This is a genomic window from Rhodococcus sp. APC 3903 (genome assembly GCF_030407755.1).
Taxonomy (GTDB): Bacteria; Actinomycetota; Actinomycetes; order Mycobacteriales; family Mycobacteriaceae; genus Rhodococcus_F; species Rhodococcus_F erythropolis.
The window spans coordinates 1-24,058 of sequence record NZ_JASDCV010000004.1; the positions used below are offsets into that span (position 1 = coordinate 1).

The 24,058-nt window shown below is 62.2% G+C and carries 23 protein-coding genes; 7 read left to right on the forward strand and 16 right to left on the reverse strand.

Annotated features, from left to right (window positions below):
* Positions 1 to 187: 187 nt before the first annotated feature.
* The 5 genes from QMA15_RS06690 to QMA15_RS06710 all read right to left on the reverse strand — a co-directional run bounded on the left by QMA15_RS06690 (position 188) and on the right by QMA15_RS06710 (position 5,320).
* Positions 188 to 2,095 (reverse strand): alkyl sulfatase dimerization domain-containing protein, encoded by a 1,908-nt coding sequence (locus QMA15_RS06690; RefSeq protein WP_290283794.1) that lies wholly within the window; start codon positions 2,093 to 2,095, stop codon positions 188 to 190.
* A 68-nt stretch (positions 2,096 to 2,163) separates the two neighbouring features.
* Complete coding sequence (locus QMA15_RS06695; protein WP_019745273.1) at positions 2,164 to 2,484, reverse strand: SHOCT domain-containing protein; 321 nt, start codon at positions 2,482 to 2,484, stop codon at positions 2,164 to 2,166.
* A gap of 24 nt (positions 2,485 to 2,508) precedes the next feature.
* Positions 2,509 to 2,937, reverse strand: coding sequence for a DUF6325 family protein (locus QMA15_RS06700; protein ID WP_019745274.1), 429 nt, complete (start codon positions 2,935 to 2,937; stop codon positions 2,509 to 2,511).
* A 70-nt stretch (positions 2,938 to 3,007) separates the two neighbouring features.
* The gene (locus QMA15_RS06705; protein ID WP_290283795.1) at positions 3,008 to 4,279 is read right to left on the reverse strand and encodes an MFS transporter; all 1,272 of its coding nucleotides are present in this window, start codon (positions 4,277 to 4,279) and stop codon (positions 3,008 to 3,010) included.
* 45 nt (positions 4,280 to 4,324) lie between these two features.
* Complete coding sequence (locus QMA15_RS06710; protein ID WP_019745276.1) at positions 4,325 to 5,320, reverse strand: aldo/keto reductase; 996 nt, start codon at positions 5,318 to 5,320, stop codon at positions 4,325 to 4,327.
* 101 nt (positions 5,321 to 5,421) lie between these two features.
* Between QMA15_RS06710 and QMA15_RS06715 the strand changes: the two genes are divergently transcribed.
* Complete coding sequence (locus QMA15_RS06715; protein ID WP_020970773.1) at positions 5,422 to 5,979, forward strand: TIGR03086 family metal-binding protein; 558 nt, start codon at positions 5,422 to 5,424, stop codon at positions 5,977 to 5,979.
* Here QMA15_RS06715 and QMA15_RS06720 read toward each other — a convergent pair.
* From QMA15_RS06720 to QMA15_RS06730, 3 genes are all read right to left on the reverse strand, one after another.
* Complete coding sequence (locus QMA15_RS06720) at positions 5,976 to 7,250, reverse strand: alkaline phosphatase family protein (RefSeq protein WP_290283796.1); 1,275 nt, start codon at positions 7,248 to 7,250, stop codon at positions 5,976 to 5,978. The genes QMA15_RS06715 and QMA15_RS06720 overlap by 4 nt on opposite strands.
* Positions 7,247 to 8,935 (reverse strand): alkaline phosphatase D family protein, encoded by a 1,689-nt coding sequence (locus QMA15_RS06725; protein ID WP_020970775.1) that lies wholly within the window; start codon positions 8,933 to 8,935, stop codon positions 7,247 to 7,249. The genes QMA15_RS06720 and QMA15_RS06725 overlap by 4 nt, the downstream gene beginning before the upstream one ends.
* 103 nt (positions 8,936 to 9,038) lie before the next feature.
* Complete coding sequence (locus tag QMA15_RS06730) at positions 9,039 to 9,380, reverse strand: hypothetical protein (protein WP_019745280.1); 342 nt, start codon at positions 9,378 to 9,380, stop codon at positions 9,039 to 9,041.
* 143 nt (positions 9,381 to 9,523) lie between these two features.
* Here QMA15_RS06730 and ilvD point away from each other — a divergent pair, with 143 nt between their 5' ends.
* On the forward strand, positions 9,524 to 11,218 hold the full coding sequence (gene ilvD, locus QMA15_RS06735; protein ID WP_003940201.1) for a dihydroxy-acid dehydratase: 1,695 nt from the start codon (positions 9,524 to 9,526) through the stop codon (positions 11,216 to 11,218).
* Between the two features lie 13 nt (positions 11,219 to 11,231).
* Here the strand turns inward: ilvD and QMA15_RS06740 are convergent, their stop codons facing one another.
* On the reverse strand, positions 11,232 to 11,888 hold the full coding sequence (locus QMA15_RS06740) for a S1 family peptidase (RefSeq protein WP_007732621.1): 657 nt from the start codon (positions 11,886 to 11,888) through the stop codon (positions 11,232 to 11,234).
* Positions 11,889 to 11,962: 74 nt separating this feature from the next.
* Positions 11,963 to 12,682, reverse strand: coding sequence for a DUF6319 family protein (locus tag QMA15_RS06745; protein WP_021332001.1), 720 nt, complete (start codon positions 12,680 to 12,682; stop codon positions 11,963 to 11,965).
* 161 nt (positions 12,683 to 12,843) lie between these two features.
* Here QMA15_RS06745 and QMA15_RS06750 point away from each other — a divergent pair, with 161 nt between their 5' ends.
* Complete coding sequence (locus tag QMA15_RS06750; RefSeq protein ID WP_020909122.1) at positions 12,844 to 13,989, forward strand: adenylate/guanylate cyclase domain-containing protein; 1,146 nt, start codon at positions 12,844 to 12,846, stop codon at positions 13,987 to 13,989.
* 4 nt (positions 13,990 to 13,993) lie between these two features.
* On the opposite strand, the gene QMA15_RS06755 is transcribed toward QMA15_RS06750, so the two are convergent.
* Positions 13,994 to 14,644: a TetR/AcrR family transcriptional regulator gene (locus tag QMA15_RS06755; RefSeq protein WP_019745284.1), complete on the reverse strand. Its 651-nt coding sequence runs from the start codon at positions 14,642 to 14,644 to the stop codon at positions 13,994 to 13,996.
* A gap of 56 nt (positions 14,645 to 14,700) precedes the next feature.
* Here QMA15_RS06755 and QMA15_RS06760 point away from each other — a divergent pair, with 56 nt between their 5' ends.
* A complete protein-coding gene (locus tag QMA15_RS06760) occupies positions 14,701 to 16,245 on the forward strand; it encodes an MFS transporter (RefSeq protein ID WP_019745285.1) in 1,545 nt (514 codons plus the stop codon).
* Here the strand turns inward: QMA15_RS06760 and QMA15_RS06765 are convergent.
* The gene (locus QMA15_RS06765) at positions 16,233 to 16,745 is read right to left on the reverse strand and encodes an Lrp/AsnC family transcriptional regulator (protein WP_003939810.1); all 513 of its coding nucleotides are present in this window, start codon (positions 16,743 to 16,745) and stop codon (positions 16,233 to 16,235) included. The two genes, QMA15_RS06760 and QMA15_RS06765, sit on opposite strands and share 13 nt — an antisense overlap.
* 195 nt (positions 16,746 to 16,940) lie before the next feature.
* Between QMA15_RS06765 and hppD the strand changes: the two genes are divergently transcribed.
* Positions 16,941 to 18,146, forward strand: coding sequence for a 4-hydroxyphenylpyruvate dioxygenase (gene hppD / locus QMA15_RS06770; RefSeq protein WP_007732631.1), 1,206 nt, complete (start codon positions 16,941 to 16,943; stop codon positions 18,144 to 18,146).
* Positions 18,147 to 18,152: 6 nt separating this feature from the next.
* On the opposite strand, the gene QMA15_RS06775 is transcribed toward hppD, so the two are convergent.
* The 4 genes from QMA15_RS06775 to QMA15_RS06790 are packed head-to-tail and all read right to left on the reverse strand — an operon-like array spanning position 18,153 to position 22,122.
* Positions 18,153 to 18,803 carry an NUDIX domain-containing protein gene (locus QMA15_RS06775; protein ID WP_092764080.1) on the reverse strand — a complete coding sequence of 217 codons (651 nt, stop codon included), beginning with the start codon at positions 18,801 to 18,803 and terminating at the stop codon, positions 18,153 to 18,155.
* Positions 18,800 to 20,086: an adenylosuccinate synthetase gene (locus tag QMA15_RS06780; protein ID WP_084324952.1), complete on the reverse strand. Its 1,287-nt coding sequence runs from the start codon at positions 20,084 to 20,086 to the stop codon at positions 18,800 to 18,802. Before QMA15_RS06780 ends, QMA15_RS06775 begins: the two co-directional genes overlap by 4 nt.
* 12 nt (positions 20,087 to 20,098) lie before the next feature.
* Positions 20,099 to 21,085, reverse strand: a complete 987-nt coding sequence (locus tag QMA15_RS06785) for a hypothetical protein (protein WP_020970783.1) — start codon at positions 21,083 to 21,085, stop codon at positions 20,099 to 20,101.
* A 5-nt stretch (positions 21,086 to 21,090) separates the two neighbouring features.
* Entirely contained in the window at positions 21,091 to 22,122 is a 1,032-nt protein-coding gene (locus QMA15_RS06790) for a hypothetical protein (protein ID WP_279164260.1), read from the reverse strand.
* Between the two features lie 141 nt (positions 22,123 to 22,263).
* Between QMA15_RS06790 and QMA15_RS06795 the strand changes: the two genes are divergently transcribed.
* Positions 22,264 to 23,166, forward strand: a complete 903-nt coding sequence (locus QMA15_RS06795; protein ID WP_081051142.1) for a siderophore-interacting protein — start codon at positions 22,264 to 22,266, stop codon at positions 23,164 to 23,166.
* Between the two features lie 19 nt (positions 23,167 to 23,185).
* On the forward strand, positions 23,186 to 24,040 hold the full coding sequence (locus QMA15_RS06800; protein ID WP_279164259.1) for an AraC family transcriptional regulator: 855 nt from the start codon (positions 23,186 to 23,188) through the stop codon (positions 24,038 to 24,040).
* The last annotated feature ends 18 nt before the right edge of the window (positions 24,041 to 24,058 follow it).

The following is a 24,058-nucleotide window of genomic DNA, read 5'->3' on the forward strand; positions in this document are numbered from 1 at the left end:
GGGCGCGCACCAGATCGAGAACCTCACTCTTGAGGTCCTCACCATCCAGCTGCCACGCATCCCGACTGTTCATACCGAAAGTCTAATCGAACACACTTTCGATAACCAGAGACAAAACGGACAACTTCACGAGCGCCCAGAACTCGAGACTCGTTGAAATACAGCCTCATTCAACTGCCACACGCTGCTACGTCGGCGTGACTATCGCAAAGTTCGGATCAGGCTCGTCGAGGTGCCCCGCAAGTTCTGCGAGCTTCGCCGGGTCGCCGGCCACCGTGATACTGCCATTCGCAATCTCGGCGCCCAGGTCCGCACCACCGAGCAGCACACCGAGTAAGCCGAGACGACTCAAACTGAACGTCGCATCCACAGACCCAGCATCTGCAGACCCACCTTCCACGTCGAAATGGATCAGCACTCCGTTGCTCAGTTCCGTTCGGTGCACGATGTTTTCGTCGGTGATGTTCCAATCGATGACGATGTGGGAATTCGCTGCACTCACTCCGTCCACGCGGAGCGACACAGCGTCGAACACCTGCTTCACCGACAACGCTGCGGTGATATCAGGAGCTGCAGCAACTGTGGGCGTACCCACCGAACCGTTGCGCAGTTCGTATGCACCCGTGAGGTAGAAGTTTCGCCAGGTGCCGTTCTCTGCGCCGTACCCGAGTTGCTCGAAGGTATCGGCCTGCAGGGTCTTGGCCTCCGCGTTGTCCGGTTCAGCAAAGATGACGTAGTTCACCACATGCGCGACCCACCGAAAGTCTCCGCTCTCGTACGATTCCCGAGCTTTTCGGAGCACCTCTGCCGATCCGTCCATGAACTCCACGTGACGCTTGGCCGATTCGACGGGTGGATGCTCCCACAGGTGCGCTGGGTTGCCGTCGAACCATCCCATGTAGCGCTGGTAGATGGCTTTGACGTTGTGACTGACGGAACCGTAGTACCCGTGTGTGTGCCACGCCTGTGCCAAGGCGGCTGGCAGTTCGATGGATTCGGCGATCTCTAGACCGGTCCACCCCTGATTGATTCGACGAAGTGTCTGATCGTGAAGGTACCCGTAGAGATCGCGCTGCAATGACATGAACTCGGTGAGCCGTTCGGTCCCCCACGTCGGCCAATGGTGGGATGCAAACACGACATCGGATCGTGAGGCGTAGCGATTGATCGATTCGGTCAGGTACGCCGACCACACATGCGGATCTCGCACCAACGCTCCACGAAGTGTGAGCAGGTTGTGCAGATTATGAGTTGCGTTCTCCGCCATGCACAGTGCGCGAAAGTCCGGGAAGTAGAAGTTCATCTCGGACGGCGCCTCGGTGCCTGGGGTCATCTGGAACTCGATCCGAACGCCGTCGATTGTCTCTGTATGACCAGTCTTCGAGATCGACACCGTCGGTGAAATCAGCGTCGGTGTACCGGTGGAGGTGGTCTGGCCCAATCCTGCACCGACGCCACCTCGAGGACCTCGAGGCAATGCCGCCCCGTACATGTATGCCGCGCGTCGAGCCATTGCCGTTCCCGCATAGACGTTTTCCTCGACGGCATGCTCCACGAACCCCGTTGGCGCAAAGATCACGCATCGCCCGGCAGCGACGTCGTCGTCGGTGGTCACCCCTTTGACCCCACCGAAATGGTCGATATGCGAATGCGTGTAGATCACCGCGACAACCGGTCGATCACCACGATGCGCCCGATACAACGCGAGACCAGCGGCCGCGGTTTCCCGAGAAATCAGTGGATCGATGACGATGATCCCGCTCTCCCCCTCGATCAGGGTCATATTCGACAGATCGAGTCCGCGTATCTGATAGATCGAATCCGTCACCGCAAATAGTCCTTGCTTGGCCACCAACCTCGATTGACGCCACAAGCTCGGATTGACGGTCGGCGGGCACTCTTCATCCAGGAATGAGTACGAGTCGTTGTCCCACAGCACTTTTCCGTCGGGTCCGGTTACCACGCCGGGATCGAGCGCGCCGATGAACCCGCGCTCGGCATCGGTGAAATCGGTCTTGTCGGAGAACGGCAGGGTCTCGGTGACTCGGGAGTTCGCCGCTTCGATTGCGGCCGATGCTGCGCGTGGGTCGATCATAGATCAGCCTTTCATGCTCAATTGTCCAGTGTGGTAAACCCGTTCAAGGCTTCAAGAACCAGCAGGCACTAGCTCAGCAACTGCGACTTTGCCGCGGCGAACTCCGCGTCGGTCAACACGCCGGACTGATGAAGCTGACCCAGCTCCTGCAGCTTGGAGACCAGATCGTCCGCGCCAGAAGGGGGAACGGACTGCACGGGTGCGACCTGCGGCGGCGGCTGTTGCTGCTGGTACTCCTGCTGGTATTCCTGCTGCTGCTCGCTGGCCTTCCGTTGACTCCGTCGATCCATGGCGTTGGACGTCGCTTTTGCGGTTCCAGCCACTACCGCAGTGCGCGCCACCGTGCCGAGCAACCCCGGCCGCCCTCTGCGTCCACCTCGAAAAACCATGCCGAACTCCTTGGGTAATTGTCGCTACTGAAATGCTGCTTCGACCGCTGCGACGACTACCTCGCGCGGTACCTGAACGTGAAGGACTACATCGCCGCCGCCGCCGCGAACCGTCGACGCGAGCTCACGCGCCCACGTCTGCTCGTAGACGATGACTGCGGCGGACGTTCCTGGTTCGAGTGACTCACGGACCACGTCCAGATCCTCGTCACTGATCAATGCCTTGGCTTCGATGGACAGAATCGCCAGTCCGATCTCTGTGAGATCTTCGTCGACGTCGATCTGTGACACCTGTCCGTCGGCGTCCTTGGCGATGTACACGAGGTCGAGCAGGGTGACAAAACCTCGTTCCACCACGTTTTGCAGCGCGGCGACGGCTTCAGGATCCACAGTGGAACCTGGGAATGCCAGCACCACGAGCTCGACCGGTCCGATGTTCATTGCGTCGTTCATCCATCAAGCCTGGTGGCTCGGACGCTTGGGAACCTCACCCGCAGGGGATGAATTACCCGATGCGATCGAGTTATTTGTTGCGACGAATGACTTCGCGAATCGGCCGTACGTGTACGCCTTCTGCCGCGAGGGCTCGCCGGGCTTTGCCTCGGGTGACGAGCACACCGACGATGCCGAGAATCCAGACCGGATATTGCACCATCCAGGCGACGCGGAATCCGTCGAACGTGTACCCGCCCATGTGTCCGAGGATTACGCCCATCACTTGAATCACGATGAGGGAAGCGAGGAATCCACCGATGTTGACCATGCCCTGTGCGGTGCCCATCGCCGAACTCGGATTGGATGTGCGCGCGTAGTCGAAGCCGATCACCGAACCCGGTCCACCCACCGAGATGACGACCACCAGGATCGTCAACAACCAGAGCGGAGACGGCTCGCTTCGTGAAAGCACGATCGTCCACATGAGCGCGCTGGCGACCATGATGGTGAGAACCAACCACGATCGACGCATGGGATAGCGACCGGTGAGAATGCCGAGGATCGGGCCCGCCACGATTGCCGAGATGACCGACAGCGTCAGCAGCGAGCCGACCGTCGTGGAGTCGAGGCCTTGAGCCGATTTCAGGTACGGCACACCCCACAGCAGCGCGAACGTCGTGATCGAGAACTGAGTCCCCATGTGGCTGAAAAACCCGAGGCGGGTGCCGGGCCGCATCCACACCGTCTTGATCTGTCGCCCGATCTCCTTGGCGCCGGCCGGCACGGCGACCACGTCGGCACCGGGAGGCGCGTCGCGGATGACACTCAACGCCAGTGCAAACGCCAACAGTCCGACAGCGGCAGCGCTGCCGTAGGCAAAAGTCCAGCCCGGTCCGGACAACAGCAACATGAACGGAAGCGCAGACATCACCTGGCCCAGCTGACCGAGGATGCCCGTGAACTGCGAGACCAACGGCACCTGCCGGGGCGGGAACCACTGCGGTATCAACCGCAACACCGAGATGAAGGTGAGTGCATCCCCGGCACCGACGGCAATACGTGCACCGATCGCGACGGGCAGCGATTCGGTGAAGGCGAGAGCCAACTGCGCGGACATCATGATGAACGCACCGACTGCGATCATGATCCGCGAACCGTAGCGGTCGAGGAGAACTCCCGCCGGAATCTGCATACCGGCGTACACAACGATCTGCAGCACGACGAAGCTCGACAGAACGCTGGGCGAGATCGAGAACCGATCAGCAGCAGACAGACCCGAGACACCGAACGAAGTGCGGTGAAGCACGGCGATCACGTAGGCAAAAACACCGACACCCCAGACCAACCACACTTTTTTCATCGGGTCTGTATGTTACTCCTGTCTTTCGCAAGGCTCAGGACATGATTATTCGCGGCCCTGAGAGACCCAATTCAAATCAGCCGAACGGAAGCCTTCGGTAATCGCGGCGAGGGAGTCGAGGCGAGCGATCTGGTCTTCGCTCAGAACGATGTCCAACGCTCCGGCGTTTTCCGTGACTCGTGCAGCGAACCGCGTGCCGGGAATCGAAACGGAAGGCAACCCGTACTGACGGCCCTTGGCATCGAGCCATGCCAGGGAAACCTGTGCAGGCGTCGCGCCGAGCTCCTCACCGACGGCGCGGACCACGTCGAGAACCTTCTGATTAGCAGGGAGCGCGGAGTCCGAGAAGCGTGGGAAGCGTCGGCGTAGGTCGTTGTCACCGAGCGTCTCCGCATCGAACGATCCCGCCAGGAAGCCTCGGCCCACAGGTGAGAAGGGCACGAATCCGACTCCGAGTTCCGCGGCGGTGGGTACTACCTTGTTCTCGACGTCCCGACTCCAGATGCTCCATTCGGACTGGATCGCCGCGATCGGATGCACCCCGTACGCACGACGCAGTTCATCGCCGGTCGCCTCGGACAGGCCGATGTTGCGGACCTTGCCCGCCTTCACCTGCTCTGCGATCGCGCCGACGGTGTCTTCGATCGGAACGTTCGGGTCGACCCGGTGCAAGTAGTAGAGGTCGACATGATCGACGCCGAGTCGTCCCAGAGACTCGTCGAGTGCCTGCGGTACGTAGGCCGGGTCTCCGTTGATCCCGCGCTGACCGTTGGCGATGTTGCCGACCAGACCGAACTTCGTCGCCAACTGCACTTCGTCCCGGCGGTCTTTGAGAAGCTCTCCCACCGCACGCTCGCTCGAGCCCTCGCCGTACACGTTGGCGGTGTCGATGAACGTGATCCCGATGTCCACCGCATGGTGCAATGTGGCAAGCGCCTCGGCCGGATCCACCGGGCCGTAGACAGGGGCGACGGACATCGCGCCGTATCCCTGGGCGCTGACAGTGAGACCTTCGGCCAGAGTGACGGTGGGGACGGTCATGAAAACTCCTCGATTCGACTAAGCGACAACCTCGACAGTCTTCACCGAATCGAAGCCTCACGCACCGATTAACGTCACGCTGATCGGGTTACCCTCGAGTGATGGCATTCGATTGGCTCGAACTCGTGCTCACCGCCCACCGCGAATTCGGTTCACGACTCGCCGCAGTCGAGGACTGGAACGCACCCACGCCCGACTCCGACTGGCACGTCGAACACCTCGTCCGCCACGTCATCGAGGAGCAGCAGTGGGTACCGCCGCTCCTGGCCGGACTGACGGTCGGCGAGGCGACACCGGACATCGTTCCCGTCGGGGACGACCTGTGGACCGAATGGCAGAAGTACTCCGATGCCGCCATCAAAGCGTGGAAATCGACGGACCTCAGTGCCCACGTTCACCTCTCGTACGGCACAGTGAAGGTGGAACCCTATCTGCGCCAGCAGACCTCGGACGTCACGATCCACACCTGGGATCTCGCGCGAGCGGTCGGAGCAGACGAGCGACTCGATCCAGACCTCGTCGAGGCCGTCTGGTCCGACCTCGACGGGCAGCGCGACATGCTCGCCGAGAGCGGCCTGTTCTCCGCTCCCGTCGATCTTCCTGACGATGCGTCGTTGCAGGACAAGCTGATTGCCCTGACCGGCCGCGATCCTCGTTAGACGTTCAGCGTCACGCCCGTCGTGCGGGCGACGCCGTCCCAGCCGCCGGCAGGTGCACCGAGGCCGAGCAGAGCCGCAACCGTCGGCGCGACGTCGATCGTGCGAGCCTGCGTGTCGATCTTCCGTCCACCGTCGAGAGCGGGATGCCCGCCGCTGAGGAAGAACGGGATGGGCAGTGTCACGAAATGGCCGTGGTTGCCGGGAATCGGGTTGGACAGTGGAGTCGGATCACTGAACCGCCAGCCCTGAGCGCAAAACGCAACGACGTCACCGGCATTGGTGCCGAGATCGAATTCGGCGGGGAGGTGGCTGGATTCGACGCCGTCCACACCATCCACGATCTGCTGAATCCGGCTGACGGCTTCCGCCCGTTCGCCATCGGGTCCGACGAAGTAGATCAGGTCTGCGCCACCGTTCTGGGCGATTCGAATCTTGCCTGCCAGCAACGGGTCCGCGTTCAGCGGTCGATCGAGTCCGATGAGCCGCGCGGGCTCCGACCAGTCCATGGAGTGGTCGGCCAACACGATCAGAATGCTCCGATTCCAGCGACCCGTGTCATGAAGGAAGTCGACGAAGCGGCGAACCTGGTTGTCGGTGTTCTGAAGTGCGGCCGTGCGAGCGATCCGGATGGACGGACCGGACAGATCCAGGTGCCCAACCCGATCGACGTCACCGAGGTTGGTGAACGAGAGCCGCGGCGAGTTCCCGCCGACGATACGGATCAAGGCGTCGATCGTGAAGTTGTCCGGCGCGTGCTCCGTGCCGGGAACGAGCGGCTGGGGATCCCACACCATTGAGGCGCGGTCACCGAACAACCCGTGAAGGTAGCGCTTCGACAGCACACTCGCAGTGGTCAATCCGAGTTCGGCGCGCACCCGATCCAGAACCGTCGATGCCTGCAGGTCGGAAGGCCGATCGAGGTCACGCTTCTTGTCGATGGACGGATCGTAGACGGAGTTTGCAGGCACTCCCGAACGCGCCGGCAGCACTCCCGTCATCATCGCCGTGTGATTCGGCAGCGTCTCCGCGATCGTGATGGCACTGGCGTCCGGGTAGTGAATACCGCCGGCCGCAAGCCCGGTCAGCGTCGGGGTGAGCTCCGATCGCAACTCGTCCGGACGCATGCCGTCGACGACGATGACATGCACGTCCAGGTCTGGGATGCCTGCGCTGGTGGGAACGCTCGCGCGAGCGGGCGTTCCGAGCAATGCCGTTCCGGCGACAACACTTCCACCGATCAGAACGCTACGACGCGAAACTTCGATACTCACTGGTCGACTCCTGGTCGGTACGAGGCCTGATCGAGGGCGGCCGAGGTGGGTGAGACTCTACTGCCCGCGCCTGCCGGAAGACGGTAGCTCACGGCATAGTGCGCATTGCTCTGTGGATTGGTGAGATCGTCGACGTAGTACCAATCCATCTGAGTACCTTCGCGGGCGATTTCGAATACGCCGAAGCCGTGCGAGTCCAGTTCGACGTACCGCACGTGTCGGTTCACTGCCTTGAATGCTTCTTCTGCCGCAACGGTTACCGTTCGCGGCGGCACTTTCAGCATGTCGTCGATGTTGGGCGACGTCACCGACGGGACGACGAACTCAGCGCCGACAGTCGGCCCGCCTGGGTAATTCGCGGCATTGGTCGGTAGGTCGCAAGCCCACGACGTGTGGATGTCACCGGTGATGAAGACGGTGTTGTCCACACCGTTCGAGGTGATCGCATCGAAAAGCCTGGTGCGGTCGGCGGTGTACCCGTCCCACTGATCCGTGTTGTACGGGACACCGGCCTGCGGCACTCCCACCAGTTCGGTCAACGCCGCGGTGGTCGCCGGTTCCAGCGGCGGGAACACGCAGGGCGTGATCATGACCGGATTGCCGACGATCTTCCACTGCGTCGGGGAGGTGACGATTCCGCTGGTCAACCAATCCATCTGTGCGCGTCCGGTAATGGTGCGTGACGGATCGTCGACCTGCTTCATCGTCGGCTGCTCGTCGCGGTAGGTACGCAGGTCGAGCATCGAGATCTCGGCCAGATTCCCGAAGCGGAACCGTCGATACAGCTGAACGCTCGAACCACTACCCGACGGGCGGACAGGCATCCACTCGAAATATGCCTTGGCCGAGTTCGCCTTTCGATCTGCCCAATCGCCTTCGATACCGGGAGTGTGATTTTCGGCGCCGTCCCGGTACGCGTTGTCGGCCGATTCGTGATCGTCCCACGTAGTGATGAACGGGAGTTTCAGGTGAAGAGCAGCCAGATCCGGGTCGGTCTTGTACTGCGCGTGCCGAATTCGGTAGTCGGCCAGCGAAATGATCTCGTGGGCCGGCTCGTGAAGGCGAACGGATCCGTTCCGCGCGCCGTACTCCCCCTGCCCGTACTCGTAGATGTAGTCACCGAGATGAATGATCGCGTCGAGGTCTTCGCGGAATGCGAGGTGGCGATAAGCACCGAAATATCCTGCTTCCCAGTTGGAGCAGGACACGACGCCGAAGCGGAGACGATCGAGATCTGCCGAGTTCGACGGAGCCGTGCGGGTGCGTCCCACCGGAGAAACAGCCGAACCCGCAGTGAATCGGTACCAGTACGTCGTCGACGAATCGAGTCCGGTGACGTCGACCTTCGCGGTGTGATCGGATTCTGCCGAAGCAGCAACACTTCCCGACGCCACAACGCTCGCGAACCCCTCATCGGTCGCGACCTGCCAGTTGAGCGTCACCGCCGCCCCGACGCCCGAACCTGGCGTTGCGTCTGCCGTTGGGGTGATGCGGGTCCAGATGATCACGGCATCCGGCAACGGGTCACCGGATGCCACGCCGTGCGCGAATCCCGGGCTGCCACCCGGAACCTCGGCACCGGCGTGGCTCGCCGAAGCGACACCGAGACCTACTGCGCCGGCGAGAGCCGCCGATCCCTGCAGTAGGCCACGTCTGGATATTCGATCGAAGGCATTCGTGTGCACGCTAGGAGTGAACCCGCACCTGAACGGCCGTTCAAGAGAGCTTCGGGATGTTCACCCAGGCTTCGCCTGCGATTCTCTGAAAGTTTGACCGAGTCGATCCCGATCACAACCGGTAGTCGAGGGCCGAGCCTCGAACCACACCGACCTTGACTCCGATGTAACCGCCGAGTGCACCCCCGGCCGCGATCAGGATCCAGAACGCCGGCGGAATCAGTGCCTCGGACCCGTCGATCTCGGAGAACGCGGAATAGCCGGCGATCAACGCACCGAACAGCACAGGCAGTATCAGCAGTGCGGCAAAGAAAGTCACCCACACCGATACGAAGCGGCCCTTCCACCGGGCAATCTCGTGCAGAACCGTCAGAACAACCAGGAAGACACCACTACCGGTCAAGACGGCCGCCAGAACTGCAAACCCGAAAGCTGAAATCAGTTCCGACTCCACCTGAATCCCCCTGTATTTGAATCGCCCAGCGCACCCAGCCCCAACTGTGATGCGGCGAGTCTATTCACGACGGGCGACGTCTGTTGGCAACTCGAGTCGCTCGTCTGCCGGAAAGACATCCTGCTGACGCCTATGCTTGGAAAATGACCGAACCCGACATCAAGCCCAGAAGTCGTGACGTCACCGACGGACTCGAAAAGACCGCAGCGCGCGGCATGTTGCGTGCAGTAGGAATGGGTGACGACGACTGGGTCAAGTCGCAGATCGGCGTCGCCTCGTCCTGGAACGAGATCACACCGTGCAACCTGTCCCTCGATCGCCTGGCCAAGGCCGTCAAGGAAGGTGTCCGGGAGGCCGGTGGATTCCCCCTCGAATTCGGCACCATCTCCGTTTCCGACGGCATTTCGATGGGTCACGAGGGCATGCACTTCTCCCTCGTCTCCCGTGAAGTGATCGCGGACAGCGTCGAGACCGTCATGCAGGCCGAGCGCCTCGACGGATCGGTTCTTCTCGCCGGCTGCGACAAGTCGTTGCCCGGCATGATGATGGCGGCGGCCCGCCTCGACCTCGCCAGCGTGTTCCTCTACGCCGGTTCCACCCTCCCCGGCGTCGCCAAACTTTCCGACGGCAGCGAGCGGGAAGTCACCGTCATCGACGCGTTCGAGGCTGTGGGCGCCTGCTCGCGCGGACTGATGAGCCGCGCCGACGTCGACACCATCGAACGGGCGATCTGCCCGGGCGAAGGCGCGTGCGGCGGCATGTACACCGCAAACACGATGGCCAGCGCCGCCGAGGCCATGGGAATGTCGCTGCCCGGCAGCGCTTCACCGCCCGCGCCGGACCGTCGCCGCGACGGATTCGCCCGCGAGAGCGGCAAAGCCGTTGTCGAACTCCTTCGTCGGGGCATCACCGCCAGGGACATCCTCACCAAGGAAGCGTTCGAGAACGCCATCGCGGTGGTCATGGCGTTCGGCGGATCCACCAATGCGGTGCTCCATCTCCTCGCGATCGCGCACGAAGCGTACGTCCCGCTGACGCTCGACGATTTCGCCCGCGTCGGCGCGAAGGTCCCGCACCTCGCCGACGTCAAGCCCTTCGGAAAGCACGTCATGACGGACGTCGACCGTATCGGCGGCGTCCCCGTCATCATGAAGGCATTGCTCGACGCGGGACTCATGCACGGAGATTGCCTGACCGTCACCGGCAAGACTGTTGCGGAGAACCTGGCGCACATCACCCCGCCCGATCCGGACGGCAAGGTCCTGCGGGCGATGAACAAGCCGATTCACCCGACCGGAGGCATCACGATCCTGAAGGGGTCACTTGCGCCCGGCGGCGCGGTGGTCAAGTCGGCAGGATTCGAGTCTGATGTATTCGTCGGCACTGCACGGGTTTTCGAACGTGAACGTGCCGCAATGGACGCGCTCGAAGACGGGACCATCACTGGTGGCGACGTCGTTGTCATCCGCTACGAGGGCCCGAAGGGCGGTCCCGGAATGCGTGAGATGCTGGCCATCACGGGCGCGATCAAGGGTGCGGGTCTCGGCAAGGACGTCCTGCTGCTGACGGACGGACGATTCTCGGGCGGCACCACCGGCCTGTGTGTCGGACACGTTGCGCCCGAGGCCGTCGACGGCGGTCCCATCGCGTTCGTTCGCGACGGCGACCAGATCCGGCTCGACGTGGGTACCGGACAACTCGAGTTGTTGGTCGACGACTCCGAATTGGAAGCCCGCAAGAAGGGCTGGGAGCCGTTGCCGCCTCGCTACACACGTGGTGTGTTGGCCAAGTACTCCAAGCTCGTGGGATCAGCCTCGGGTGGAGCAGTGTGCGGCTGATCCCAGCTCGCAGCTAGATGGGCCGGTACCCGGCGCCGACGCCTCCGTGGGCATTGATCGTGTCCACGATGGAGGTCATGTTGGTGCCGAGTTCCGGCCCCAGGCACGGCACCCAGAGGTAGGCGTTGACCATCGCGACCAGCGTCGTGCCGACCGTGACCGGGGCTCCCGAATCACCGTGGTCGACGCAGATCTGAGTCCAGGTGGATGCGTCGGCGCTCAGGTCTCCCCAGACGACGCCGCAGGTGGTGCCCGTCGTACGGCCTTCCTTGCAGGCTGTAGCCGGGAAGCTGGCCGGAGCGCCGATCGAGGTGATGGTTGCCGCGCCCACCGTTCGAACTGGTGTGACCTTGCCCGGATCGAACTGGATGACCCCGTAGTCCAGGTCCGGGTTCGACTCGACGAACGTGCCGACCACGCCTGCGTCCTCGTTGCTTTCCGGGATCACGAACGATCCAGGACCACCGCAGTGACCTGCGGTGATACCCACGAGTCTGCCGCCGTTGTCGTGCCCGATAGTGGTCAACGTGCAGACCAGCTGATTGTCGATGATGATGCCCGAACCACCACCCATGGGCGTGGGTGCAGCAACCGCGTTGCTGCTGACGATGAACCCGAGTCCGAGTGCCAAGACCAACGCTGCCAGAGCCGAAACAATTCGCTGCAACATCACAATCTCTCCGCCGGTAATCTCCCCGCTGCAAAAAACGCATACCCCGGAAAGTGCGGACCTACGCAGCGTTTCTAGTCGGTAGCTCCGAGCGCTTCGAGCATCTTGCGTGCCTCCTCGAGCTGGCGACTCAACTCGTCGACTCGCGCTGCAGCCATGTCCCGTGCAGCGACGATGATGGACTCGACAGCTTCGATGGCGGTGGGCTCACCCAACTCGCGGACAGCTCGCTCGACCGCATCGGGTGCGACCGGAACTGCTTTGCCCGGACGCTTGGCGCCCTGTGTGACCGTCACGCTCCAGTCGTTGTCCGCGCCCGCATGGATGGTGACGCTGATGCCGGCCGGCAGTTTCTTCGCACGCTTGACGGCCGGACGAGGTGTCGCGGCAGGGGCAGCAGTGGTAGTCGTTACCGGAGCGGGTGCAGGCTGCGCACGCGGCTTCGGTCGAACAGGCTCTACGAGTGGCTCCATCAGGGGCTCGGACTCCACAACTGGTTTGGGCCGTGGCGCCGGTTTGGCCGGTGCCGCGGAGACGCGGTTGATGCGCAATTCCTCTGCCTCGAAAGGCAATTCGTCGTTGACGCCCTTGGGACGAATCAGCACGGTGTTGCCGTCCACCGACACGACTTTCGCCGAGGTACCGGCTTCGATCCCCAGGCTGGGAGTCGCCTCGCGCAGATAGACGGTGGCGCGCTTGCCTTCGGCGACAGCCGTGGCGAGCGCTGCCAGATTGTCCGCAGTGAGGTGATCCGGCGTTGATGCGGCAGCGCCGGAACGTCTACGGGGTGGCATGCGCAGGTCCTTTCAGAAGTATCTCGTGCATTTCAGTATCGACAGTGCTTTTCTCGGGGCAACTCTTGCACAAGCCACCGACGTGTTGACTCTCACCGCCCGCCTGGGCCCGAGGATCCGTAGCCGGTTCGGCCAATTCAGTACTGTTCTCGGGGCACCGCGTGGAAGATGGTGGACAGAAATTCGTTGCGGCAAGAAGGAGCACGGTGAGCAGTTCGGAGTCAGAGTGGATCGACGAGGTCACCGAACCCGCCCCTGCTGAATCTCACGCTGCTGAATCTCACGCTGCTGAGCCGATCGACGTCGATGCTCATCTGCTCAGCCGGATTCAAGCCGACATCGAGGAGTCCCTCCTCGGCGGACCGCGCTGCTTCACACAGTCGCAGATCGCGGATTTCGCCGGGGTGACACGCGAGCGCGCCGATCGTCTGTGGGTGGCGATGGGCTTTGCCGTCGACGAGGATCCCGACGCGGTCATGTTCACGCAGCAAGACGCCGACGCCCTCAAGACCATCACCGACATGGTCAATCGAGGAGTCATCTCGCAGAACAGTGAGGTGGCAGCCGCCCGTTCTCTCGGACAGTCGATGTCGAGGTTGGCGGAGTGGCAGGTATCGCTGATCAGCACACACATCATCGATCAGCTTGCGGACTCGGTGGATCACGAACCCGACGCCATCAGAAATGTCGTCCTGAGCCTCGGCGCCGAGATCATTCCTGCTGTCGAATCTCTGCAGACGTACGTATGGAAGCGTCACGTCGCGTCGTCGACGGGCCGCAACGTGGGAAACCCGGGCGAAGAAGTCGCGAGTCGCGTTCTGGTCGTGGGTTTCGCCGACATCGTCGGGTACACCTCGCTGACCCGCGGCCTCGACTCCGCCGAACTCAACGATCTGCTCGAGCGGTTCGAGTCCGCGTCCACCGAAATCATCGGACGCAACTACGGCTGGGTGGTCAAGACCGTCGGTGACGAGGTCATGTTTGCCGCCGAGAGCCCCCACCACGCCGCCGAGATCGCCTTGCAGATCCAGCAGGCGGTCCTCGCCGATCACGACGATCCACAGCTTCGGGTAGGTCTGGCCATGGGTCCGACGTTGGTTCGCTTCGGAGATCTCTACGGTTCGGTGGTCAACAAGGCCGCGCGCCTGACCAGCTCTGCTCGCCCCGGCACCGTGCTGATCGACTCCGAGCTGGCCACCCAGCTCGGCTCGGACGCCAATTTCAAACTGCGACACCTTCGTCCACGACGAGTGCGCGGCATCGACCGCCTCGAGCAGTACGTGCTACGACGCAATCTGGAGCCGTGAGCTGTCAGCTCGACACTCCGCGTGCAGCCAGAAAATCGTCCACGATCTGCTCACACGCGGCCTCCCCGAGAGGCGTCAGCGTGGCCAGCTTGGTGAGCACCAAAGGTCCGACCAACTGAGCAAGTGCGACGTCGTAGTCGTACTCCCCCAACGCTTCGATCGCATCCGGTGAGCGCAGGATCCGATCGAACGCGTGACGGTACTGCTCGAAGACCGTCTGGCGCAGCGATCGCAATTCGGGCTTGTCCGTCGACAGCGCGTCGACGCTCGAGTAGCCCTTCAGCTCCGGCCCCAAGCCGAGCCAGCACATCGCCGTCACCTGGATCGGTGCGCTTTCGATGGCCTTGGCCTGACTGGTCAACAACTCGAGCAATTGCGCGCGGAGGTCACCTTCCCCGGACATCTCGGGCACCGGCGGTAAGAGGCGAGCAAATGCCGCGGCGAGTAACTCCGTGCCGCTGTCGAAATGCCGATACAGCGTCGCACGTGCGACGTTGGCCAATTTGGTGACGGCATCGATCGTCACCGCGTCCACGCCGCCTTCTGCCAGCAGCTTGGTCGCCGCGTCGAGCAACCTGGACCTGGAACGCTGTTTACGCGGATCCTCGTCGCTGACCTGCTTGTCGATTTCCTGCTTGTCGATTCCCGCCGTCACAACCTCAGTTATACCCACTTGGGGGTTGTGGAACTGCTGTTCTTGTAACGATACTGATGGTCTTGTTTCTATCGGGAGGTTTCGTGAGTAGCGATACGACGCTCGAACAGTCCACGTGGACCATCCGACAGATCTGGATGCTGACGGTCGCGTGCTGCGCCGTCGCGCTGGTCGTCGCAGCGATGGCCGCTCTCAACACGGCCCTTCCCGACTTGGCCCGTGATACCGGTGCAACACAGAGCCAGCTCACGTGGATCGTGGACGGGTACACGCTCACGCTGGCTTGTCTCTTGTTGCCGGCGGGCGCACTCGGCGATCGATACGGTCGACGAGAACTGCTCATGTTCGGACTACTCGTTTTTGCTGCCGGCTCGTCGATTCCGGTCTTCGCGGACGAACCGTCGTGGATCATCGTCTCCCGCGTGATCTCCGGCGTCGGCGCCGCATTTGTCATGCCGGCGACGCTGTCTCTACTCACTGCAGGTTTCCCGCCGGCGCAGCGTGCCCGTGCCGTCGGAGTCTGGTCCGGCGTCGCAGGGTCCGGTGCAATCGCCGGACTCGTCGTCTCCGGGCTACTCCTCGAAAAATGGTCCTGGCATTCGATTTTCGTCAGCCTGGCCGTCGTCTCGGTCCTCATCCTCGTGGTGTCGTTCACGATCGTGACGTCGAAGGACACGGAGGCAACTCCACTCGATCTACCTGGTACAGCGCTGATCGCCGGCTCGATCGGACTGTTCGTCCTGGGGATGATCGAGGCGCCGGCCCGTGGTTGGCTCGATCCGGTAGTTCTCGCGTTGCTGGTCGGCGGAATTGCCATGGCCGCGGTATTCAGCTGGGTCGAATTACGTACTCGCCATCCACTTCTGGACGTGAGACTGTTCGCCAATCGCGCATTCGGCAGCGGCGCAGCGTCACTGACCCTGCAATTCCTGGCGACTTTCGGCTTGTTCTTCCTGATCGTGCAGTATCTCCAACTGGTGCTCGACTACTCCCCCCTGCAATCGGCGCTCGCCCTCATGCCGATCGCTGTGCCGGTGATGGCGCTGTCCGTGGTTGCTCCCCTACTGATTCCGCGTATCGGCCTTCGCGCTCTCACCGCCACCGGTGTTGCCTTCCTCGGAACCGGAATTGCACTCTTGACGCGCTTGGACGCCAGTTCGACCTACGCCGAAGTCTGTGTCCCCTTGGTAGTAGCCGCTATCGGATTGGGCTTGTCGACAACCCCCGCCACTGCTGCGATCGTCTCCAACGCACCAGACTCCAAACAGGGTGTTGCCTCAGCAGTCAACGACGCAACCCGTGAGATCGGCTCTGCCATCGGCGTTGCACTGGCGGGAAGTATCCTCGCCGCCGGCTACGGCAATCACGTCCAGCCCGCGGTCGACTTGCTGCCCGAACCCGCCAAGGAACCGGTATCCGGTTCTCTGGCCGCCGCTCTCCATGTCGCCGAAGCAGCCGGGCCGCAGGGTGCCCAGTTGGCCGAATTCGCCCGTGAAGCCTTCATCAAAGGCATGGATCAAGGAGCACTCACGCTCGCCGCGATCATGTGGGTATCCGCGATCGTTCTGGGATTCTGGGCTCCGGGTCGTCAGCGAGACTGACCGCCTCGTCGGTACGCCGGGGCCTTGGTCGTCTGCTCCGATTGCAGAGTCTGCAGTAGGGGCATCGACCGGAGCGGCACCACAACCGAGAGAACCATGACGCTGGTCGACCGGGTGGCTATCCCCGACCGATTCAGTTCGAGCAGCGTCGCTTGCAAATCCTCGTGCGACGCAGCGGCAATCCGGCACAGCACGTCGCCGGAGCCGGTGGTGGCAAAGGCTTCGAGCACACCGGGGATTGCCTCGAGTTCCGCGGTGACGGTGTCGAGCGCCCCCTGGGCGATCTGCAAAGTCACGAATGCTTGTACTCCGAAACCCGCTGCAGCCAAATTGATGTGCGGCGCGTATCCGGCGATGACGCCCGCATCTTCCATCCTTTTCAATCTCGCCTGCACTGTCGCCCGCGCAACCTTGACCTGACGCGAAAGCTCCAACGCACCGGCTCTCGGGTGCTTGTTCATCGCGTCCAACAGAGCCAGATCCACTGCGTCGAGATTCACGTCTGCTCCACTCGTCGTTCAACTATGCAAATTGCCTACAAAACAGTGCCACCATCTTCGCATTCCGGCGCTGTGTCTACTTTCAACTACCTCCGTTGACTACCCAACCTCTGAAGGACTTATCTGTTTGTACTGGCAGTGCCGAACATAACTCGAGCACCGCGCTGTGTACATCGCACTCAGAGGGGACTCATCATGACCGTCGAACAGACTCTCACCGACGACGAACAGCTGGCCGGCCTGGATCTGGAGCAATTGCGCCAGTTGGTCGGCTTGGTCGAGTACGACAGCGATCACGATCCCTTCCCCGTGAGCGGTTGGGACGGCCTCGAATGGATCGTCGGAAATGCCACGCAGACTTCACATTTCTTCCAGTCCGCGTTCGGCATGGAATTGGTGGCCTATTCAGGCCCGTCGACGGGAAACCGCGACCACCACGCGTTTGTACTCAAGAGTGGGGCGGTGCGGTTTGTCGTCAAGGGCGCTGTGGATCCGGCAAGTCCGCTGATCGAACATCACAGCCGTCACGGCGACGGTATCCGCGACATCGCGCTCAGCGTCCCTGACGTGGACAAGTGCATCGCACACGCCATCACCCAAGGCGCGACGGTGTTGAGCGAACCGCACGACGTCACCGACGAGCACGGCACCGTTCGCCTGGCCAGCATCGCGACGTACGGCGAGACTCGGCACACCCTCGTCGACCGTTCCCGCTACACCGGCCCTTACCTTCCCGGATACGTTGAACGGACGTCGTCGTACCGCAAGCGTGACGGCGCGCCCAAGCGAATCTTCCAGGCCCTCGACCACGTCGTCGGCAATGTCGAACTCGGCAAGATGGACCAGTGGGTCGACTTCTACAACCGGGTCATGGGATTCACCAACATGGCCGAGTTCGTGGGCGGCGACATAGCCACCGACTACTCCGCGCTGATGAGCAAGGTCGTCTCGAGCGGCAATCACCGAGTCAAGTTCCCACTCAACGAACCTGCCATCGCGAAGAAGCGGTCACAGATCGACGAGTACCTCGAGTTCTACCAAGGTCCCGGCGCTCAGCATCTCGCACTTGCGACCAACGACATCCTCGGAGCAGTCGACGCTCTGGTCGACGAAGGAATCGAGTTTCTCTCCACTCCTGCTTCGTATTACGAGGATCCCGAATTGCGCGCGCGTATCGGAGAGGTTCGAGTTCCGATCGAGGAATTGCAGAAGCGAGGCATCCTCGTCGACCGCGACGAGGACGGCTATCTTCTTCAGATCTTCACCAAGCCGATCGGAGATCGTCCCACCGTGTTCTTCGAGATCATCGAACGCCACGGCTCACTGGGATTCGGACTGGGAAACTTCAAAGCCCTGTTCGAAGCGATCGAGCGTGAGCAGGCCGCGCGGGGCAACTTCTGAGGTAGGTCAGCTGTTTTCGGTCCACGCCCAGACCACCGCGGGCCGCCCGGTGGCACTGACCCGGACTCGTTCGTCCGTACGTTCCAGCCCTGGCAACGCTTTGAGCGTCCGGTTCAAGTTGCCCGGGTCCGGACGCACACCGGAAAGCTCCTCCGCCACGGCCAGCGCGTACGACGCCGGAAACGACGGACCCAGTAGTGCCCGCGTGAAAGCCTGATCTCGCCACAACAGGGTGTCAGCAAGGATCGGGCGGGTATCGGCGACTATCCGATTGTGGTCGAACGCAAGGTCCCCCGGGTTGTCCCAGCTCACCCATTCGGCCGAACCCGGCACCTCGTCCGACGAGATCACTGCCCACATGGTCACCGAGAGCGTCGGACCGCGGGGGTCGCGATTGGGTTCGTCGAACACGGTCAATTGACCGCTGACGAGGATCTTCTCGTCGGGAATTCCGAGCTTGGTGGTCACGGCTCGCCTGGCGGCGTCCTGCAACCGCTCACCGGCGCCCAGCAGTACACCGGGCAGCGCCAACTGCCCGGTGTACGGCTCCGCTCGCCGCGGAGTGACGGCAAATCGCAACATCCCGGGTTCCGGATTGCCGAACCGGAGCGCGATGACATCGATCGAGACAAGTGACTGGTCCACACCGTCCATCATGCAGGCACTGGGCATCGCATCTGACGATCGACCCGGTCGGCACCGTTCGCGGTCAGCACTACCGGCGCACCCATTTCCTCGCTCAGATACCGGGCGAAATCCTCCGGGTCGGCCGGAAGTTCCTTCGGCACGACCCCTACGGCTTTCAGGGAATCTGTCAGCGCCTGCTGGTGATCGAGATCCTTCCACTCTCCGACGGGAACGAACGGCAATCCTTCGTACGCGTGCACCCCGTGGATCGGGATGCCTGCAGCCCGCGCGCGATCCATCGCGTCGAGATGAGTAAGCGCTAAGCCGTCGACGCCACCGCTCACCTCGATTGCGTAGTGCAACAACAACTCGTCGAGGTGGCCCGTCCGGAATCCGCCTTGATACTCACCCGTCCCGTTGTGCAGCTCGGGCAACACCTTCGCCAGCTCCGGATCCTCCGTCGGGAACGGCCCAGCTCCGTGTCGTGTCATGTAGGTGCGGGTGACGCCGAGTACGTAACTGTCCCGGCCCAACTCGTCGATCATCGCTCGCGCGTTGGACGGCTCGACCGTCGACCACGTGGTGTGTGGGTGAAACCCCCGCCACTCGTCGAGAAGGACACCTTGTGCCCCCTCGAATACCAGACGACCACCGGCACCCAACGCGCCCAGCGCATCCGGGTCGGCGATGTCCACGACGGCACCGAATTCGGCGTACATGTCGACCATGTCGTCGATCGGCGGAAACCCGTGGCGACTCTCCGCGATCAACGGTCCGTAGAATGTGGCCAACGCCGACAACTTACGACGCAAGGAATCAGGTCGCCGGCAGTCTCCCACCGTAGGCGCACTCGCAACTTCGAGCGCATACGCCGCCGTCTCACCGATCCCCTTGCCACACGAGCCGTGTCGGTTATCGCCGCGAGCATCCTCACGGGCCCTGTTGGCGGCCACATGGATCGGCGTCGTCAACAATGCGCGCGCGTCGATCCGTATCAGGTCGAACGGATTTCGAACTCCGAGCGCTTCCAGAGCACGTGCTTCCCGCGCGAGCGCGATGGGCTCGACCAACACGAATTTCGAGAGAAACGTCGGGACGCCGGACAGCGATCCCGAGCCGAACTGCGAAAACGTGTGGTGGCGCTCGCCGACCGTTACGTTGTGCGCTGCCTGTGCCCCACCGTTGAAGCGGACCACTGCGGCCACATTCAGATCGGCTCGATCGGAGCAAAGCCAATCAACGGTTGCTCCCTTCCCTGCATCTCCGAACCCGAGGTCTACGACGACGATATCGCGGTCTTCGAACGGCTCCATCATGTTCTCCTTCTAGGCGAAATCGACATCGTCCGTGCCGGTTCCGAGATCGCGCGGCAAACCGGCCACCGTCGCGGTGCTGCGCCCTGGAATCAGGGCGAGAGCCTTGCCGACAGTCTCGGCTTCAGCTCTTGAACCGATGTCGCGGAGATCCGCCAGTCCGTCACGCAGGTCGATGCGGTCCTCGCCGATTCCGACCGTCAGCGCGATCAGTTCGCACACCGCGGCGGGATCGTCGAGTTTGACGAAGCGTTCACCGAGCAACGTCTTCCAGTGATCCGCGATTTCCGGATCGTTGAAGTACGACGACTGATCGGGCAGAACGAAGTAGACGTTCCATCTTTCTTCGAGTTCACGGTAGATCGACGGCACCGACACGTCCTGACGTACCTTGTCCCCGATCACCGAACGGATGTGACGAGCCGAGAGCCGCGGCTTGTTCAGCTCGTCACCGATGATGAAGAGGTAGCCTTTCCTTCCGCGCTTCTCCCAGGCATCCGTACTGGTGTGACGTGCCATGAAATATGCTGCCAATTCATAGCTTTCCGACTTCTGACCACCACCGTTGCCCTCGAGGAAGATGGTCCGAAGCTGCTCGTCCATCGCGTTACCCGACTCGAACTGGCCGACTTGTAGTGGCACCTGATCGGAATCGGCGTCGCCGATACCACCGAACAGAATCTGCGGATCATCCGCATATCCCTTGCGTTGCAGCAGCCCGTGCAGCTTTCCGAGCTTGTCCTGCATGATTCGAGGAACAGCGCCCATCGAGCCGGTGACATCGAAAAGCACTGCTATCGGGAGAGAATCGGGGTGCCCGTCCGAGTCTCGGCATTCACGCTTGTCGACGCCGAAGGGGTCGAGGGTCGGGTCCGCTTTCCAACTGCTTCGCGGACGCGACCGAAGCGAATCGGTGTAACCGAAATCGTCGACACCGCGTGCGGCACGAAAAGTCTTGCCCGCCAAATAGGTGTTGTCGTCCCAGTATCCGTAGCCCATGACAATCACTGTCCTTTCGTGGATGGAACGGCGAACGGACGAAATGTCCGCTGGCCATAGAGAAGATCGAGGAGTTCGTCGAACTCGCCAAGTAGGTCGACCGCGTCGGGACGCAATCTCGGGTTGTCCTGCATGCAGCCGTCGGCAAACGCCTTCATCCGTTCGTGGGTCTGCTCGCCCAGCATTCGGAGCATCAAATGATGAGCCATGTACACGTCCCAGGCCGGAGACGCTCCTTCGCCGAGTTCCGGTGGGTACGAATCACGATCGGAACCGATCGTCGCCGCCGGGCGACTGCCCGTACGGGTGGCAAAGGACCAGCCGACCAGCACCACCCCGTGCCGGTCAGGCTCGATAAGCACGTTCTCCGCGGTAATCGCGGTGTGCACCCAACCAGTCGTATGCGCTGCTGCCAGAGCCCGAAGTAGCCGTCGGTGCATCCACGCCCAGTCCCGTGGATCGAGGCCACCTGGATACGCCTCACGGACGTCGGCGAGACTCACAAAACCTTCGGTCAGATCGTCCAGCACATCGATCTGACGTCTCGTGCCGCTGCCCACATGGGTGATTTGATCGATCAATCGCGGGAAGTACGAGACTGCCCAACCGGCTTCGCACGAATTCTCGGTGTCCGTCAACACATTCCGTTCGGCCTCGATCATCGAGTTCGCCCGAGGGTTTCGCGGAATCTTCAGTACGACACCGGCATCGGACCGGTACAGGTTAGCGACCGAGCCGCGCGCTACCAGTCCACCCAACGTGTACTCGCCCCGCTCGCCGACATAAACGGGTCTAGAATCTGCCGGCTCGAACTCCGCTGTCCAACTGCGGTATAGCTCGTTCAACCGAGATGTTGCGGCCGAGTATCGCACCCGATCTTCGGGCTTCGCCCGGTCCGGATGAATGGCGGAGGCGAGCCGATGAAAACGACGCTTCACAGCGCGACGGGTGTCGAGATCGCTGGAGTCTCCCCCGAACACATCGGCCGAAACTCGTGCTGCCTCGACGATTTCAAGTGCCGTGCTGATCGTTTTCATGGTTTTAGTCTAACTGACTAAAACGAAGACGGCAAGAATGCGTATTTCATCCGAGTACATGCGCGTTACGTCCTCACCACCGAGATCCAGTTCGCCTGAAGATAGGTATACCTAACTTCAATTGCTTTCAAGGAGCACTTCATGCAAGACACGGCAACGGCAATCCGCACCCGATTCACCACCTATCGCGCTGTCGTCACAAGGAAACGAGAGATAGGACCTCATTTCGTCCGAGTGACGTTCGGCGAACTCGGCGACTACGACTGCCAAGGCATTGCTCCGAAGGTGAAGATCTTTCTGCCCGATGACGCCGACGAGGCCGCAGCCGCCCGAGAACTAACGATTCCGACCGTCGGAGCTCGCGGTTTCGAGTACGCCGACGACGCACCCAAGCCGATAGTGCGGACGTACACGATCCGCGCGCATCGCCCGGAGCTGTGCGAGGTCGACATCGATTTCGTCGTCCACAGCGACGGGCCGGCCGGCAGGTGGGTCACGAACACCGTTCCCGGCGACGTCGTCGGACTGACCAATGCCGGAGGGAACCAACCACTCCCAGAGCTGGCGCATTCTCTGGTGTTGCTCGGCGACGCTTCCGCTCTCCCCGCAATTATGACGATCTTGGAATCTCTGACCGCCGATCAAGAGGCGATCGCGCTTCTGACTGCCGATACCGCGGACGATGAAATTCCACTGGAGTCGGCCGCAGACGGGCGCGCCCGGTGGATCCGCGGCTCTGACGAGGACTCGATGATCGAGGAACTCCGTCAAGCGTTGTCGGCACATCAGCCCGACTACGTCTGGGCGGCAGGAGAGGCTGGTGCCCTCCGTGGAGTCCGGCACCTGCTCCGCCGGGACATTGGCTACTCCCCGATGAACTCGCATATCGTTGGGTACTGGAAACGCAAAGCCGACGCCGACGAGGTGGCCGACGACGTGTTCGCCCGCATGCATGCGGCGGTCGCCGACGGACGGAACCTGACGCCTCAGGAACTCGACGAACTGACAGTCGACGATGTGGAGTACCTACCGACGAAGCCGTGAAGCGTGAGGGGAGGCAGTGGTGCGCGTCAAATCGACGAACGCCGCGGAGTGCGCCGGTCCGCGAGTACACGCCGCGCATCTTCGCCTCGACCACGACGTGGATGTACACAGCCACGACGCCGTGGAATTGGCTCTCGTTCGAGATGGCCGAGCGGTCCAGCGCAGTGCCGACGACGTGACGGACATACGTTCGGGTCACCTACTGATCCTCGCTCCCGGCTCGCGCCACAGCCTCGAATCGAACCGCCTGCTGACTACCAATGTGTTTCTGGATCCGACTCTGTTCGCCGACGAGTTGTCATGGATCACGAGAGTCCCGGGCTGGGGCGGTGCGGTGTCACCGGAGCCGCGCGCCCCTCGGCCCGTTCTGACCCTCGATGTCGACGACCGCACCCCACAACTGGCCGAACTTTTTGACGAACTCGCAGCAGGGACGGGCCGATCCCGAGATCTCGGGACTGGGGTTTTCGAGCAATATGCCCTTCTATTCGCAGCGTTCTCCGTGCTCGAGCCTCTCGTCTCCGCCACGGTAAGCCACAGTGAACAACGCGGTTACCGTGCGACGGTCGAGCAGGCTGTCGAGTTGATGAACAATTCCCTCGATCATCCGTGGACTCTGAGTTCGCTGGCCGCCGAGGTAGCGCTCTCGCCTTCACAATTGAGCCGCGTGTTCGTTGCCGACACCGGCTCCAGCCCGATGTCCTATCTCCAAACTTTGCGCGTCGAGCGTCTCGCATCCCTGTTGCGCACAACGGAACTCAGCGTTGCTGGGGCCGCACGCGCCGTTGGATGGCATGACCCCGGCCACGCAGCGCGCAGGTTCCGGTCCCGGTGGCAGTGCAGCCCGGTCCAGTACCGCGAACGGTTTCGCTGATCACCCGGCCTTTCCGGC